Consider the following 14513-nt stretch of genomic DNA (forward strand, 5'->3'; position numbering starts at 1 on the left):
CGCCCTTTAGGGTGGGGAGCAGTCAACCAGCTGTACACGTGTTGCTGTTGGAGTATTGTGAAACAACCATCTCTTTTGATTGAGGAATTGCTGACAATGATAAAAATACTGGGCAAGCGCTCATCAATTAACGTGCGTAAAGTGCTGTGGACCTGTGAAGAAGCGGGGCTGGATTATCAGCAGGAAGATTATGGCAGTGGGTTCCAGTCAATTGAGACTCCGGAGTTTCGTGCCCTTAACCCGAATAGCCTGGTGCCGGTGCTGCTGGATGACGATTTTGTGTTGTGGGAGTCGAACAGTATTTGCCGCTACCTGGCGCGTAAAGCGGGGCGGGAAGACCTGCTCCCCAGCGCACCGCAGGCTGCCGCAGAGGTTGAGCACTGGATGGACTGGCAGGCGACGGAGTTTAACAGTGCCTGGCGCTATGCTTTTATGGGGTTGGTGCGCAAGGATCCACGCTTTCAGGATCCGGCGGCGATCAAAGAGAGCATTGCCGCCTGGACTCGCTGCGTGCAGATCGTCAATGCGCAGCTTCAGCAGACCGGAGCATGGGTCACCGGTAGCCAGTTTACCCTCGCGGATATTGTCCTTGGTCTGTCGGTGCATCGCTGGAAAATGACGCCATTCGCCCATCCGGAAATGGCGGAAGTCGAGCGCTGGTATATGGCGCTGAATCAGCGTTCGGCGTTCAAGCGCCATGGGAATAATGGCGTGGCGTAAACACCATTTTCAATGCCGCTAATATTTTTATAAGTATGGTTTTTATAGCTTCAATCAAATTGATTAGCAGCACTTATCGATCGCGTTCTCAAATCTCCGGCCTCACTCCGGCCGTAATGAGACAGCACCAGAGTCTCAGTACGGTCAGATTTCCTCTCTGCGCTTCAAACCAGTAAGCCAAAGGTTTCCTCGTATAACAAATCCTGACGTTTCATCACCTGAAGTAACCACCGCCGGAGGTAATGGTTATGACCTGGCTGTTTATTTTATCTCTTTAATTAATTATCTATCTGATAATTAATGAGTTTATATGTGTTTTAGAAAGAGGAGGATCTTTTATGTGATGTATCGCACAAAAAAAAGTCGGCGCTATTGAAGCAAATCCGTACCGGGTATAGCTTTAAGTCACTTGAACATAGTTGTACATAGACAACCATAACCAACAGTGGATATGTTGTACGCAAATCCTCCCATTAGGATCAGAGGTGTTTTTTATGTCAATTGCATCCAATATTGATGACGATTTTATCCTGCTCAACCATCCAGGATGTGAGCGTGAAGCTCTGTTTCGTGAGATTAATAGTCTTTTGTTGACGAAAAATTTTGTTGAGGAGACGTATCTCCAGGCCTTGGTTAACAGGGAAGAGAATAATCCGACCGCGATGCAGCTCGAAAAAATCGGTGTCGCAATCCCGCATGTAGATGTTGAACATATTAAAGAAGAAAAACTTGTCGTGGTTTCATGTCCTGAAGGGATTGAGTTTAAGCAAGCGGAAGATCCTGACGAAGTTATGACGGTACATGTCATTTTTTTCCTCTTATTGAAAGAAAAAAATGCTCATATTGATTTTTTGATGAAGCTTATTGGTCTATTCAGACAGACTGAAAAAATGGACAGATTTTTAATAACACAATCACCTGAGGAAGTGAAAAAACTTCTCACCGTAGCCCTTAATTAAAAAAGTCTATTAATCAAATAAATGTACCCGGAGATTATGATGAATAAAAAAATTATTTTTGCATGTACGAGTGGTATTGCAACTTCAGCTGTTGCGACTGAAAAAGTTGTTCAGTATTGCAAAAGCAAAGGGATTAATGTTGAGCCTATTCAATCAAATATTGGCACTATTGGCAAACAAGACGGTATGGCCGATTTAATTATTGTTACTTCTGCTGTTAAAACAGAACTGCAAACTCCGGTTCTGAATGGTCTTCCGCTTCTGACTGGTTTTGGCGAAGAGGAATTACTGGAAAAAATCGTTGCTATCCTTAAACAATAAAGGTGAGCGTGATGGATAAAGTATTTTCCGCAGTCCAGTTTATTCTGGGGCTGGGGCCGACAATCATGCTGCCGATAATTATTTTTATTATGGCAATGTGCTTGCAGACGGGTTTTAGCCGGGCTTTACGCTCGGCTCTGACCATCGGTATGGGATTTATTGGTATCTTTTTGGTCTTTGGCCTGCTTGTTGACACACTGGGACCAGCAGCAAAAGAGATGGTCAATCATACAGGAATTGATTTGCCGGTTGTTGATTTGGGCTGGACACCGCTTGCTGCCATTGCATGGGCTTCACAGGTTGCACCGTTTGTTGTACCTATGACCATTGGTATTAACGTATTGATGTTAACGCTGAACTGGACGAAGACGGTTGATATCGATGTCTGGAACTTCTGGCATTTTTCGATGGTTGGCGCCATGGTTTACGGAGTTACCGGAAACTTTTTCTTTGGCTTGCTAATCGCTGGCGTCACTGCTGCTATCACCTTTGTTATGGCTGACTGGTGCGCTCCGATGATTCAGAAATATTTCAATCTTCCAGGAATTTCATTGCCCACGTTGTCTGCGGTTATTTTCTTCCCGATAGGCGTTCTGGGAAACATGGTGCTCGATAAGATACCGGGGCTTAATAAGCTGAATGCGGATCCGGACCAAATACAGAAGCGGTTTGGCGTCTTCGGCGAACCCATGATGCTGGGCGTTATTCTGGGAGCCGGTATTGGTCTTCTGGCGGAATATGACCTTAAAGGCGTACTGAACCTTGCCATGAGCCTGGGAGCGGTCATGTTGATCATGCCGCGGATGGTTAAATTGTTGATGGAAGGGTTACTGCCGCTGTCGGATGCTGTTCGTAACTTCTTACGTAAGCGTTATCCGGACCGTCACGACCTGTATATCGGTCTGGACATTGCGGTTGCAGTCGGCCATCCATCCGTGCTTTCAACGGCCTTATTGTTAATCCCGGTCGGTATTCTTCTGGCGGTGGTTCTCCCAGGTAACAGACTGCTGCCATTGGGTGACCTGGCTAACATTTGGGTACCTATTTCGATGGTGGTGCTGGCCTGTCGCGGCAATATCGTCAGAGCGTTTATTATCGGGATCCCTTGTCTGGCTGTTAACTTGTATGTGGCTTCAGCAGCCGCGCCAATTTTGACAAAGATTGCCAGAGACATGAATTTCCCCATTAAAACGGATGGTGAGATCTCAAGCCTGCTTGACGGCGGTAATCCCTATCGTTTTTGGGCAGTAAAAATCTTTGATGGTAACGGAATTGCGCTGGCCCTTATTCCGGTCATATTCTTGCTCTGCCTGTGGTTGTATCGGGTAACGAAGAAACAGCTTCAGGCGGAAGAAGCTGCAGAAAATAATGAAGCTACGACAGGTAGTGTTCCAGTAATTAAATAATCTAGTCTATTCTGAAGCAGAGTTTTCTGCTTCAGAATAAAATAAACAGATATCCCTTACATCATAAGGGGAGAGCGATGTATACGATCGGAATCGATATTGGTACGACAAATTGTAAGGTGTGTTTGTTTCAGGTTCCTGCACTTGAATTAATGAACCAATATAGCTTCAGAACACCCCGGATTATTGATGGAGATAATACGGATTTTGATGTCCGTTTGATATGGGACGGCATTGTTCATGGTCTTAAAACGATAACAAAAAATTTGCATGCTGGACAGAATATCAGTGCAGTTGCGGTAGCCAGCGTCGGTGAAGCTGGGGTGCTTCTTGACGACAATGATAACGTCATTGGACCAGCTTTAACCTGGTACGATACCAGACCAAAGCAGCAGCTTGAGAATATTATATCTGCATTAGATATAGAAAGTATTTATGAAATAACGGGTATTCCGGCACATTCAAATTATAGCGTCAATAAAATTAAATGGCTTCATGATAATATTAAAAACGCTAAAGAAGGTCGCAAGTGGCTTTGCCTTGCTGAGTATATAGCATTTAAGCTTTCGGGAGAGAAACGTTCTGAATATTCTCTCGCCTCACGAACAATGGGGCTGAACATCGCACAAATGGCGTGGGATAAGAGGGTGCTGGACGCAGCTGAGATTTCTCCGTCGCTTTTTAGTCCTTTGGTATATGCGGGAACCTCTATTGGTTGTGTAACTTCTGAAGTCTCTGCCCTTACAGGATTACCAGACGATGCTCAGGTCTCTATTGCCGGGCACGATCATATGTGCGGTTCCGTCGCGGTAGGGTTGAATAACGAAAATCAGATCCTGAATTCCACGGGGACCACAGAAGGTTTACTGGTGGTCACCGAAGCTGTTAACAATAGTGAAAATTTCTTCCGTGCACGCGTTTCAAACGGGGTTCATGTGCTTCCTGGGCTGCATTCTCTGTATGCCTCGCTGCCTTCTGCGGGCTATGCCATTGAATGGTTCAGAAATTTGTTTGAGCTCGATATGCCAGCCTTTCTGAGAATGGTTGAGACGCTTAGCAATGAGAAAGATATCGTTGCTGCCGGGAAAATGGATGGCATTTTTATTCCCCATCTGCGTGGGAGTGGACCGCCTGACCGCAATACCTGGTCCCGAGCGTTGATCTATGGCCTGGATGATAAATCTCGGCCTGAAGATGTTCTGCGTTTTGTCTTCCAAGGATTGTGTTTTGAACTTAAGAATCTGCTCAATTTGTATGAAACCCTGACAGGGCGAAATTATCCGGTAGTCAACGTTATTGGCGCTGCCTGCAAAAATCCATACTGGCTGCAGCTTAAAGCGAACATCCTGAATCGCGAAATTATCGCCTGTAATGTTGATGAAGCGGTGAGTAAAGGAGCAGCGATGTTAGCGGCAAAAGCCGTTGGTGTTGATATTGCTAACTGTACGGTCACGTCAACAGAGCGACTGACGCGTTATCTGCCGCAAAAAGATGCAGTAGCGCATTATCAGCACATTTTTACTCAGGTGTATAAACCGCTTTATGAATCCAAGATGCGTACTGAGCATCTCTGTTATGGAGTTAACTAATGAAAGCCAGCGTTTATTACAGCAAAAATGATATTCGTTATGAGGATGTCGAGGTGCCGGAAATTGGTGATGGCGACATGCTCATCAAGATGCACTCATGCGGTCTGTGCGGGACTGATATTCATAAGGCGCAACACCAGACCGTGACCGGGCCCGTTATCCTTGGTCACGAAGTATCAGGTGAAGTTGTGAAGGTTGGAAAAGAGGTTACCCGCTATCGTGTTGGCGAGCGTGTGGTTACGGCAATACATGTTCCCTGCTTCAACTGTCACTACTGTGATAGAGGTTTTTTCACATTATGTGACCAGTTCAAAAAAACTAACCTTGAACCCGGCGGCTTTAGCGAATTTATCCGTATTCCACGTCTGCACGTTGAACATCTTACGCATCGAATTATTGACGGCCTTGACTGGGATCGAGCGGCGATGATTGAACCTGTGGCCTGCTGTCTGCACGGGCTGAAATCGGCCAATATCCATGCCAAAGATACTGTTCTGGTCCTGGGGTCGGGTACGATTGGCCTGGTTAGCGCTCAGCTTGCCGCCTTGAAAGGCGCATCGACCGTTATTGTATCTGACCTCTCTCGCTTCAAACGTAAGCTGGCGTTAAAAGTTGGCGTAACCCATGCAATTGACCCTGCAAATGAAAATCTTGAAATGCGCGTGGCGGAAATCACTCAGGGCAAAGGACCTGATGTCGTGATAATTGCAGCAGGCGTGTCGTCGCTGGTTTCACAGGCGGTAAATGTCGTTCGTCGTGGCGGCAGAGTCGTCGTATTCTCCCCATTTGATAAGAATCCGGTAGTGGAAATTGATGCCAGCCGCTTGTTCCGCGATGAGATATCCATTGTCGGCACCTACTCGCTTACACCGTACGAAATGAAAGAAGCTATTGAAATTGTTGAGAAAGAAAAAATTAATACCAAGGATATGATCACGCATACATGGCCACTTTCTCGCATTGGTGAAGCCATTGAATTTGCGGCCAATCCTGAAAATGATGTCCTGAAAGTTATCATTAAAGCAGATAAGTAACGATATGGATGGCCCTGTGAAATGAAGATATCGGGGCCACTTCTGCAAGACAAAACGATACATCGTCCGAAGTTCTGAAGGTTGGGCTGAAACTGTGAAGTTGATCATATAGTTAGATTTTTAAAAAACTCTGTATTATCGTAACTTGTTCATACTTGTATACAGATGATCTACACAGGGGAAGCGCAACATGAGCAGTGTACTGAAGGATTCTGAAATTCCGCTATATATGCAGGTGTCGGAATGGATTCGTGAAAATATCTATAAAGGGGAATTAGGTAAAGGTGACAGAATTCCCTCTGAAAATCAGATTATGGATATTCTGCATGTTAGTCGGGGGACGGTAAAAAAAGCCGTAACGATGCTGGTGAACGAGGGGCTGTTGGTTCAGGTTCAGGGAAAAGGGACATTCGTTAAAAAAGAGAATATTTCCTATGCCTTGGGTGAGGGATTGTTATCGTTTGCTGAATCACTTGCCAGCCAGCATTTATCTTTTACTACCGAGGTCATTGAATCGCATATTGAGAATGCATCTAAAAGCGTGGCTGAGAAACTCAGAATTGAACCTGGTGCCCCTATTCTTTATCTCAAACGCGTACGAAGTGTGGAAGGTGAAAGAGTGATGTTGATTGAAAACAGAATCAATATTGCACTTTGTCCTGGAATTACTGAGATTGATTTTAATAAACAAAATCTTTTTCCAACGGTAGAAGAACTCTCCGGCCAAAAGATAGTGTATTCAGAGAGCCGTTACGCAGCAAAAATTGTTGGTAGCGAGCGTGGACACTACCTGGAAGTTAATGAGGATGCGCCGGTTCTTCATTTAGAACAACTGGTGTTTCTTGAAAATAAAATGCCATTTGATTTAGGAAATGTCTGGTTAAAATCAGATAAATATTATTTAGGTACTATTCTGCAACGAAGATAGAGGATAATGCTATGCCATTAGTTAACGGTAAAATTTTACTGGACCGTATTCGTGAAAAACGTGTACTTGCCGGTGCATTCAATACGACAAACCTGGAAACGACGATCTCCATTCTCAATGCGATTGAGCGCTCAGGGTTACCCAATTTTATTCAGATTGCACCGACAAATGCTCAGCTATCAGGTTATGACTATATTTATGAAATAGTTAAACGTCATGCTGATAAGATGGATGTTCCGGTCAGCCTCCATCTCGATCATGGCAAAACCTTTGATGATGTTAAGCAAGCCGTGCGGGCAGGATTTACCTCCGTTATGATTGATGGCGCAGCATTCTCCTTCGAAGAAAACATTGCATTTACTGCTGCAGCCGTAGATTTCTGTAAATCCTACGGCGTCCCGGTTGAGGCTGAACTCGGCGCGATTTTGGGTAAAGAGGATGACCACGTTAGTGAAGCCGACTGCAAAACCGAGCCAGAAAAAGTACGTACGTTTGTTGAGCAAACCGGTTGCGATATGCTGGCCATCTCAATTGGTAACGTGCATGGTCTGGATGATATTCCACGTATTGATATTCCGTTATTACAAAAGATTGCACAAGTTTCTCCAGTACCATTAGTCATTCATGGTGGTTCGGGAATTGATGCGGAAATTCTGCGCAGCTTCGTTAAGTACAATGTTGCTAAAGTGAATATTGCTAGCGATCTGCGAAAAGCATTTATAACATCAGTGGGTAAAGCTTATGAACATAATAATAATGAAGCAAATCTAGCCCGTGTTATGGCTTCAGCAAAACAGGCCGTAGAAGATGATGTGTATTCGAAAATCCTTATGATGAATAAAGATCATCAGTTTTTACGCAAAGCATCCTGAAAATAATTATAGCTGGAAGAATCATGATTAGACAAAGTGTCAGAGTAGTGAATAGTACCGGATTACACGCCCGGCCTGCGGCATCTCTAGCCAAAATTGTGAAGAAATACACTTCATCACTAACTTTGGTTAATAATGGAAAAGAGATCCAGATTAAGGGGATGATGAGTATTCTTGGCGCTGGAGTGAAAGGCAATACTATGGTTGATCTTATCTGTAATGGTGAGGATGAGCACGAATTAATGAGTGAGTTAAAAGCAGCATTTGCTGCTGGTTTTGGTGAAAAAGACTAGTTCAATTAAACTAAGTCTATTTTTATTTTTTTGGGTGAGATCCGTTTTTCATACAATGGAGTAAAAGCTGCGTTGTTTATTCTTTAATATTCTATTATCGTTTCTCACCCGAATTTTTATATTTTAATGCTGGTTCATTTTAGTTACCAGGGAGTGATTATATGAAAGCGTTAAACCTTTATTCGATCAAAGATGTAAGATATGAGGAGGTAGAAAAACCGTCCTTAGTTAACAATGATGATGTCTTAATTAAGGTCCAGGTTGCCGGTATCTGCGGCTCGGATATCTCTCGTTTTGGCAAACTGGGGTCGTATAATCCGGGGCTAACCTGGGGGCATGAATTCTCAGGCGTTGTAGAGCAAGTTGGGCCTGCCGCTAGCGGGCTGAAAAGTGGCGATCGCGTTACGGCATGTAACTGCTTCCCCTGCTTTGTGTGTCGTTATTGTCAGCAGGGACATTATGCACGGTGTGCTGACCTTAAAGTTCTCGGTGGCCATAAAAACGGCGCTTTTGCCGAGTATATACTTGTTCCTGCGCGCAACGTTCTGAAATTACCTGATTCAATGGATTTTGCGACAGCAAGCTTTATTGAGCCTTCCAGCGTTGTGGTACATGGGTTACGTCAGGTAGATATTAAAGCTGGCAGCCGGGTGGCCGTAGTAGGCTGTGGAACCATCGGTCTTTTGGCTGTGCAATGGGCAAAGGTATGTGGGGCAGGAGAAGTGTTGGCTTTTGATACCGATGAACAGAAGCTCGATATTGCCAAACGTACGGGAGCCAGCCATGTATTCTCTGTACTTGATGAAGGGTATCTTCCCCGTTTTCAGACGCTGACCGAATACCTCGGTGTGGATGTTGTGATTGAGTCTTCAGGAAACGCAGGCGGTATTGCCAGCGCTTTACTTCTTGCAGCAAAAGGCGGTTCCGTTGTCCTGCTAGGGATACCCTATGGCGATGTTAGCTTCCCAAGGCTTAATTTTGAGAAAATTGTACGCAACGAGTTAAAAGTGCTTGGGTCGTGGAATTCAATATCAGCGCCGTTTCCAGGGCAAGAATGGAAAACATCAATACAGTATCTGAATTCCGGAACCATAAATATTAAGCCATTAATCAGTCGGCGAGTTGCTCTTAAGGATGTCCCTGCTGTTTTTCCAGGGCTTTACAATCGGCAGGACTTTTTTGTGAAGGTGCTAATCGATATTGGTAGTTGTACCGGAACAGAATGAAGTCGCTCAATTTTTACATGTGGAGTTGCTAAGGAAAACCCCGTGCTAACACGGGGTTCCGGGAATTACCGCATCGTCACAAACTCTTCCGATGCCGTCGGGTGAATCGCCACGGTATTGTCGAAGTCTTTCTTAGTTGCGCCCATTTTCAGCGCCACCGCGAAGCCTTGCAGCATTTCGTCCATACCAAAACCGATGCCGTGAATGCCGACAATCTTCTCTTCCGGGCCGACGCAGACCAGCTTCATACGGCACGGCTGGCGGTGTGAGGTTACGGCGGTATACATGGCGGTGAAAGAGGATTTATACACTTTCACTGCCTCATCGCCGTACTGCTCGCGTGCCTGCGGTTCGGTTAAACCGACGGTGCCGATAGGCGGATGGCTGAAGACCACGGTCGGGATGTTGCTGTAGTCCAGATGCTCGTCCGGCTTGTTGTTAAACAGGCGTTCAGAGAGACGACGTCCGGCGGCAACCGCCACTGGGGTCAGCTCAACGGCACCGGTATTATCGCCCACGGCGTAAATACCAGAAACGTTCGTATTCTGCAATTTGTCGACGACGATATAGCCTTTATCGTTGGTTTTCACACCTGTAACGGCGAGATTGAAGTTATCGTTTGCCGGTTCGCGACCAATCGCCCAAATCAGGCAGTCGACGGTCTGGCTGCGGCCATCTTCCAGCTCCAGGGTCAGGCTGCCATCGGCATTCTTGACCACCGCTTTCGGAATGGCGTTGGTGTGCAGCTGCGGGCCTTCGGCGTTCATCACTTCGACCAGCGTCTCGACGATCAGCGGATCAAAGCTGCGCAGCGGCGCGTGTTTACGCACAAACAGGTGAGTTTCCGCACCCAGGCCATTAATCACGCCCGCCAGCTCAACGGCGATATAGCCTGCGCCAACGACCGCAACACGCTTCGGCAGCGCCGGCAGTTCGAAGAAGCCATCGGAATCGATGCCGTACTCGACTCCCGGAATATTCGGATGGCTCGGACGGCCACCGGTAGCGATCAGGATATGATCGGCGGTAATGGTTTCACCATTCACTTCCACGGTTTTCGCATCGACAAAGCGCGCGAAGCCCTTAATCACATCGACTTTGTTTTTACCCAGCACGTTGTCGTAAGAGGTGTGGATACGGTCGATATAGGCGCTACGGCTGGCGATCAGTTTGTCCCAGTCGAAGTTATTGATGGTGGCATCAAAACCGTAATCCGGGCCATACAGATGGATTGCTTCGCGGATCTGCGCCGCATGCCACATGACTTTCTTCGGCACGCAGCCGACGTTCACGCAGGTGCCGCCCAGGTCTTTGGCTTCAATCAGCGCGCACTTCTGTCCATACATTGCCGCACGGTTGATGGAGGCGATGCCGCCGCTGCCGCCGCCGATAGCGATGTAGTCATAATGTTTGGTCATGGCTCTGGTCCTTATTATTGAATGGCCGCGATTGTAGCGCGAGGCGTAAAAGGTTCCACCGATGGTTGCGATTACTCTGGCACGATCCAACTGACCGTTGCGTGGCCGATACCGTTCGGTACCAGCTTCTTATGCAGCCATGGCAGCACGTTGTTCATCTGCTGCTCCAGCTTCCACGGTGGGTTGATGACGATCATCCCGGAGGCGGTCATGCCGCGCTGATCGCTGTCCGGGCGTACCGCCAGCTCAATTTGCAGAATTTTGCGAATGCCGGTGGCTTCTAACTCTTTGATCATGCGCTTAATCTGTGCTCGCAGCACCACCGGATACCACAGCGCGTAGGTACCGGTCGCAAAGCGCTTGTAGCCTTCATGAATACCGGTGACTACCGCCTGGTAATCGCTTTTGATTTCGTAAGGCGGGTCGATAAGCACCAGCCCACGACGAGAAACGGGCGGCAGCTTAGACTTAAGTTGCTGGTAGCCGTCGGCTTTTTCCACGCGGGCGCGATCATCTTTCTGGAATTCAGAACGCAGCAACGGGAAATCGCTTGGGTGCAGCTCGGTCATCTGCAGGCTGTCCTGCTCGCGCAGAAGCTGGCGGGCAATCAGCGGCGAGCCGGGGTAGTAGCGCAGCTGGCCGCTGCGGTTGAAATGCTGGACGACGGAGATATACGGCTCCAGCTCGGCGGGCAGGTCATCCTGCTGCCAGATGCGGGCGATACCTTCGAGATATTCACCAGTACGCTCAGCGTGCTCGCTGCTCAGCTGATAGCGGCCTGCTCCGGCGTGAGTGTCCAGATAGAGAAACGGTTTTTCTTTCTCTTTCAGTGATTCAATGATCAGACTCTGAACGGTGTGTTTAAGGACGTCGGCGTGGTTGCCTGCGTGAAAGCTGTGGCGATAACTGAGCATGGATGCGGTGATTCCGGGAAGTAAACAAGATAACCGATAGTTTACCGCAGATCCGCCTGGATTACCGCCTCCGGCACCGCGCTGTTTCAAATGCGGTTAAAGCGTTGCAAAACATAACCGTGTCATAAAAACGTAAAACAGGGGCGCTAGCGTCGCATGCAGGCAAGGTAACTATTTGTATAAAGGGAAAATAATGAAACTGCAAATTACGCTTCTGACATCGGCGCTCATCCTGGCGCTGCCGGTTCTGGCGCAAGATGTCCCTCTGAATCAGGCGGCGGCGATGGCTAACGGCGTGACGCCAGCGGCTGCGAGTCCGGCATTCGACGCCCTGGAGAACCAAAGCCTGTCCCAACTACGTAACGCGCTGAAGGGCGATGCATCAACCCTCACTCGTGACCAGCTGGAGCACGCTAAACAGAATAAAACCCAGGCGGATAAAGCGTGGCTGAAGGGCAGCGGTTACGATTTCCAGGCTAAAGCCAACCAGCAGGCGGGTATCGAATTGCTCTCGGCGTTCAGCACGCTGCCGAAGGCGGTCATACAGCAAAACCTCGAAACCGTCACCGCGATTAACCGCGATGCTGTGCAGACCTCTCGCCACCAGGCGCTGGCAGATGCTGAGGGGATCAGCTATCTCTATTTTCTCAGCGATGCGATGGGGCCACGCCTTGGGAAAGCATTCCTTACCGCCTACGATAAAGGCGAGCTCGGCAAGGCAGCTGCGCTGATTAAAGCTTCTGAAGTGAGTACCAGCGCGGCGAAAAAGCACTTTAATAACCCGCGCCCGTTCCTGATTCAGGGGAACACCATCCATCTGGTGCCGGACGATGTGGTGGTGAAGGATAACAAACCCTATACCGCAGACGGTGGCTCATTCCCGAGTGGACATACCAATACCGGCTATACCGATGCGCTGCTGATGGCGGAGATGATCCCCGAGCGCTTTGATGCGCTGGTAACCCGCGGCGCTCGCTATGGTTACTCGCGCATCGTGCTGGGCGTGCATTATCCGCTGGACGTGATGGGCTCGCGGATGGTGGCGCAGCGCAACGTCGCTCACTATCTGAATGATGCGAAGTATCGCGCGTTGTTCAATGAAGCTCGCGACCAACTGCGTACGGCGCTGGAGAAAGAGTGCGGTACGACGCTGGCGGAATGCGCGAAGGTGCCTGCGAAGGACGATCCCTATCGCGACCCGGCGATGCGTGAGTTTTATCGCTTCACCATGACCTACAGCCTGCCGCAGCAGAAGGGCGAAAAACAGGGTCTGAAGGTGCCGGAAGGGGCGGAAGTGTTGCTGGAAGCAGCATTGCCGAATCTGTCCGCCGCGCAGCGCCGGGCGTTGATGGTCAAAACGGCTCTGCCCGCAGGGTACCCGCTGTCGGGGGAGACCGGTGACCAGCAGTTCTGGCAGCGGTTGAATCTGCCTGCTGCGTATCAGATGGCGGCCAAAGTTCATCAATAATCACGGAAGGCCAGCGCCTTTCGTAGCCTGGTAGAGTACAGATCAGATGGTTGTGAATTCGTAGCCGGTCAGCGTAGCCGCACTGGGAAGATTGAATGATGCATTTTCCCGGAGGCGGTGCTGGCGCACCTGTCCGGGAAACCGCCCGCACCGTCGCGATACCGAAAGCGGGTCCTGAGACCCGCTTACTGGCTTACTTGTAGACGTCCGCGTTCGCGTGAACCGTTTTCTCGTTCTTCTCGCCTGCAATCACCACAAAATAAGTGCCGCCCATCTCATCCGCTTTTTTCGACAGATCGCGCTTCGCATCCATCGGAGAAGTCGTTTTTGAGGTGGTAATCGAACCGACTTTGGTCAGATTCATTTTAGCGACTTCATCTTTTTGAATTTCCTTGGCAGCGAACGCGCCGAAGGACAGGGAACCAATCACCAGAGATGCAACAATTCCTGTAACAAGTTTCATAGCCTCTACTCTCCATTAGGTTGTTGTTTTTAGGTCGCGAAGGCAACATGAAATAGTCAACCGCCGCAACAACCTAAGTATTGTCGGGCCCCGCGTTTTTACCATGTCCTGCTAAAAATATTTACTGGCCTGGGCTTTTAGCGCTATCAGAGGTGCGCAAAATTCCTGCGGATGAGAGATAAACGGCGCGTGGGCGGCTTTATCGAAGATGATGGATTGGCTCTGTGGCCACAGCGCGTCGAGCACCGGCACGATTTTTCGCGGCACCAGACCATCCAGCCGACCGTACAGACGTAAAAACGGCATCGTCAGCGCCGCCAGCGGCTGGCGTAAATCGGCGGTTTTGAGGATCTCCAGTCCGCCGTTTAGCACCTCCGGCGCAGGCATCGGCAGCGACAGCACTGCCTTCTTCAGTGCTTTGGCATCCTGGCGGGCGCTCTCGGTTCCCATAGTTTGCAGCGCCAGAAAACGCTCCACGGTGCGCTGAAAATCTTCACTCAGTTGCTGTTGAAAACCGCTCAGCACCTCGGGTTTGATTCCCGGCCAGCTATCGTGAGCACTAAAACAGGGAGAAGAGGCGACGGTGACCAGCGCCTGCACGCGGTTGGGGTGAGTTAACGCAACCTGACTTGCCACCAGCCCGCCGAGGCTCCAGCCCAGCCAGATAGCGCGCTCTGGCGCTTTGGCTAGCACCTGCTGCGCCATCTCCTGGAGCGATAGGGCACCAAATCCGCTGCTGCGGCCATAGCCCGGAAGGTCGACGAGGTGCTGCGTGAAATGCGAGGTTAGTTCCGGCGTGATGCAATCCCACACTTGCGCATTCAGCCCCCATCCGTGCAGCAGCACAAGATGACAATTTCCTTCGCCCGTGGTTTGCCACCAGATCTCTTTCATCGGTTACT

At 48.8% G+C, this 14513-nt stretch carries 15 protein-coding genes; 11 read left to right on the forward strand and 4 right to left on the reverse strand.

All coding sequences use genetic code 11. The features are described from left to right. The first annotated feature begins 96 nt into the window (after nt 1-96). The 10 genes from DA718_RS01505 to DA718_RS01550 all read left to right on the forward strand — a co-directional run bounded on the left by DA718_RS01505 (nt 97) and on the right by DA718_RS01550 (nt 9348). Entirely contained in the window at nt 97-720 is a 624-nt protein-coding gene (locus DA718_RS01505; RefSeq protein WP_112216685.1) for a glutathione S-transferase family protein, read from the forward strand. Between the two features lie 494 nt (nt 721-1214). Then, nucleotides 1215-1679 (forward strand): PTS sugar transporter subunit IIA, encoded by a 465-nt coding sequence (locus DA718_RS01510; RefSeq protein ID WP_112216686.1) that lies wholly within the window; start codon nt 1215-1217, stop codon nt 1677-1679. A gap of 39 nt (nt 1680-1718) precedes the next feature. Then, on the forward strand, nt 1719-2000 hold the full coding sequence (locus DA718_RS01515; RefSeq protein ID WP_112216687.1) for a PTS sugar transporter subunit IIB: 282 nt from the start codon (nt 1719-1721) through the stop codon (nt 1998-2000). 11 nt (nt 2001-2011) lie between these two features. Continuing rightward, nucleotides 2012-3406: a PTS galactitol transporter subunit IIC gene (locus DA718_RS01520; RefSeq protein ID WP_112216688.1), complete on the forward strand. Its 1395-nt coding sequence runs from the start codon at nt 2012-2014 to the stop codon at nt 3404-3406. A 77-nt stretch (nt 3407-3483) separates the two neighbouring features. Further along, nucleotides 3484-4995, forward strand: a complete 1512-nt coding sequence (locus DA718_RS01525) for an FGGY-family carbohydrate kinase (protein ID WP_112216689.1) — start codon at nt 3484-3486, stop codon at nt 4993-4995. Next, nucleotides 4995-6029, forward strand: a complete 1035-nt coding sequence (locus DA718_RS01530; RefSeq protein ID WP_112216690.1) for a zinc-binding dehydrogenase — start codon at nt 4995-4997, stop codon at nt 6027-6029. Before DA718_RS01525 ends, DA718_RS01530 begins: the two co-directional genes overlap by 1 nt. 190 nt (nt 6030-6219) lie before the next feature. Further along, nucleotides 6220-6957: a GntR family transcriptional regulator gene (locus DA718_RS01535; protein ID WP_112216691.1), complete on the forward strand. Its 738-nt coding sequence runs from the start codon at nt 6220-6222 to the stop codon at nt 6955-6957. Between the two features lie 11 nt (nt 6958-6968). Further along, on the forward strand, nt 6969-7829 hold the full coding sequence (locus tag DA718_RS01540; RefSeq protein WP_112216692.1) for a class II aldolase: 861 nt from the start codon (nt 6969-6971) through the stop codon (nt 7827-7829). 23 nt (nt 7830-7852) lie between these two features. After that, entirely contained in the window at nt 7853-8122 is a 270-nt protein-coding gene (locus DA718_RS01545; RefSeq protein WP_112216693.1) for an HPr family phosphocarrier protein, read from the forward strand. A 161-nt stretch (nt 8123-8283) separates the two neighbouring features. Beyond that, nucleotides 8284-9348 (forward strand): galactitol-1-phosphate 5-dehydrogenase, encoded by a 1065-nt coding sequence (locus DA718_RS01550; RefSeq protein ID WP_112216694.1) that lies wholly within the window; start codon nt 8284-8286, stop codon nt 9346-9348. A 65-nt stretch (nt 9349-9413) separates the two neighbouring features. Here the strand turns inward: DA718_RS01550 and gorA are convergent, their stop codons facing one another. Beyond that, nucleotides 9414-10766 (reverse strand): glutathione-disulfide reductase, encoded by a 1353-nt coding sequence (gene gorA / locus DA718_RS01555; protein ID WP_112216695.1) that lies wholly within the window; start codon nt 10764-10766, stop codon nt 9414-9416. 71 nt (nt 10767-10837) lie between these two features. Beyond that, nucleotides 10838-11680 (reverse strand): 23S rRNA (adenine(2030)-N(6))-methyltransferase RlmJ, encoded by an 843-nt coding sequence (locus DA718_RS01560; protein WP_112216696.1) that lies wholly within the window; start codon nt 11678-11680, stop codon nt 10838-10840. Between the two features lie 193 nt (nt 11681-11873). Between DA718_RS01560 and DA718_RS01565 the strand changes: the two genes are divergently transcribed. Continuing rightward, nucleotides 11874-13148: an acid phosphatase gene (locus DA718_RS01565; protein ID WP_112216697.1), complete on the forward strand. Its 1275-nt coding sequence runs from the start codon at nt 11874-11876 to the stop codon at nt 13146-13148. A gap of 193 nt (nt 13149-13341) precedes the next feature. On the opposite strand, the gene DA718_RS01570 is transcribed toward DA718_RS01565, so the two are convergent. Together DA718_RS01570 and bioH are read right to left on the reverse strand one after the other, a co-directional pair. Beyond that, the gene (locus DA718_RS01570) at nt 13342-13611 is read right to left on the reverse strand and encodes a YdgH/BhsA/McbA-like domain containing protein (protein WP_110274834.1); all 270 of its coding nucleotides are present in this window, start codon (nt 13609-13611) and stop codon (nt 13342-13344) included. A 111-nt stretch (nt 13612-13722) separates the two neighbouring features. After that, nucleotides 13723-14505 (reverse strand): pimeloyl-ACP methyl ester esterase BioH, encoded by a 783-nt coding sequence (gene bioH / locus DA718_RS01575; RefSeq protein WP_112216698.1) that lies wholly within the window; start codon nt 14503-14505, stop codon nt 13723-13725. Nucleotides 14506-14513: the final 8 nt, after the last annotated feature.

This window comes from Klebsiella huaxiensis (assembly GCF_003261575.2).
GTDB lineage: Bacteria > Pseudomonadota > Gammaproteobacteria > Enterobacterales > Enterobacteriaceae > Klebsiella > Klebsiella huaxiensis.

What these genes read in the sequence shown, in the direction of transcription:
- DA718_RS01505 (WP_112216685.1), top strand. Translation starts at nt 97, where the DNA reads ATGATAAAAATACTGGGCAAGCGCTCATCAATTAACGTGCGTAAAGTG.
- DA718_RS01510 (WP_112216686.1), top strand. Translation starts at nt 1,215, where the DNA reads ATGTCAATTGCATCCAATATTGATGACGATTTTATCCTGCTCAACCAT.
- DA718_RS01515 (WP_112216687.1), top strand. Translation starts at nt 1,719, where the DNA reads ATGAATAAAAAAATTATTTTTGCATGTACGAGTGGTATTGCAACTTCA.
- DA718_RS01520 (WP_112216688.1), top strand. Translation starts at nt 2,012, where the DNA reads ATGGATAAAGTATTTTCCGCAGTCCAGTTTATTCTGGGGCTGGGGCCG.
- DA718_RS01525 (WP_112216689.1), top strand. Translation starts at nt 3,484, where the DNA reads ATGTATACGATCGGAATCGATATTGGTACGACAAATTGTAAGGTGTGT.
- DA718_RS01530 (WP_112216690.1), top strand. Translation starts at nt 4,995, where the DNA reads ATGAAAGCCAGCGTTTATTACAGCAAAAATGATATTCGTTATGAGGAT.
- DA718_RS01535 (WP_112216691.1), top strand. Translation starts at nt 6,220, where the DNA reads ATGAGCAGTGTACTGAAGGATTCTGAAATTCCGCTATATATGCAGGTG.
- DA718_RS01540 (WP_112216692.1), top strand. Translation starts at nt 6,969, where the DNA reads ATGCCATTAGTTAACGGTAAAATTTTACTGGACCGTATTCGTGAAAAA.
- DA718_RS01545 (WP_112216693.1), top strand. Translation starts at nt 7,853, where the DNA reads ATGATTAGACAAAGTGTCAGAGTAGTGAATAGTACCGGATTACACGCC.
- DA718_RS01550 (WP_112216694.1), top strand. Translation starts at nt 8,284, where the DNA reads ATGAAAGCGTTAAACCTTTATTCGATCAAAGATGTAAGATATGAGGAG.
- gorA (WP_112216695.1), bottom strand. Translation starts at nt 10,766, where the DNA reads ATGACCAAACATTATGACTACATCGCTATCGGCGGCGGCAGCGGCGGC.
- DA718_RS01560 (WP_112216696.1), bottom strand. Translation starts at nt 11,680, where the DNA reads ATGCTCAGTTATCGCCACAGCTTTCACGCAGGCAACCACGCCGACGTC.
- DA718_RS01565 (WP_112216697.1), top strand. Translation starts at nt 11,874, where the DNA reads ATGAAACTGCAAATTACGCTTCTGACATCGGCGCTCATCCTGGCGCTG.
- DA718_RS01570 (WP_110274834.1), bottom strand. Translation starts at nt 13,611, where the DNA reads ATGAAACTTGTTACAGGAATTGTTGCATCTCTGGTGATTGGTTCCCTG.
- bioH (WP_112216698.1), bottom strand. Translation starts at nt 14,505, where the DNA reads ATGAAAGAGATCTGGTGGCAAACCACGGGCGAAGGAAATTGTCATCTT.